Origin of the sequence: Chryseobacterium sp. SIMBA_038 (assembly GCF_046535115.1) — a bacterium.
In the GTDB taxonomy this organism is placed as follows: domain Bacteria; phylum Bacteroidota; class Bacteroidia; order Flavobacteriales; family Weeksellaceae; genus Chryseobacterium.
On record NZ_JAWRXH010000235.1, the window covers coordinates 1 to 263 of the forward strand.

Annotated in this window: 1 protein-coding gene; it reads left to right on the top strand. The window is 42.2% G+C overall.

Going from position 1 to position 263, the window contains the following annotated elements:
• The coding region (locus SB689_RS23395; RefSeq protein ID WP_410694441.1) for an efflux RND transporter permease subunit at window positions 1–263 on the top strand (263 nt) is incomplete at both ends.

Genomic DNA, 263 nt, shown 5'->3' on the forward strand with positions numbered 1-263 from the left:
GTAGATGATGCTATTGTCGTAGTGGAAGCCGTTCACAGTAATATGGAAGGAACGGATCTTTCAGGAAGAGATGCCACTCACAAGGCGATGAGTGAAATTACAGGAGCTGGTATTTCAATTACGCTGGTGATGTCTGCAGTATTTATTCCTATCGGGTTTATGTCAGGTTCAGCAGGGTTATTCTATAAGCAGTTTGCGTATACATTAGCCATTGCCATTATTATTTCAGCAGTGAACGCGCTTACTTTAACACCGGCTTTATG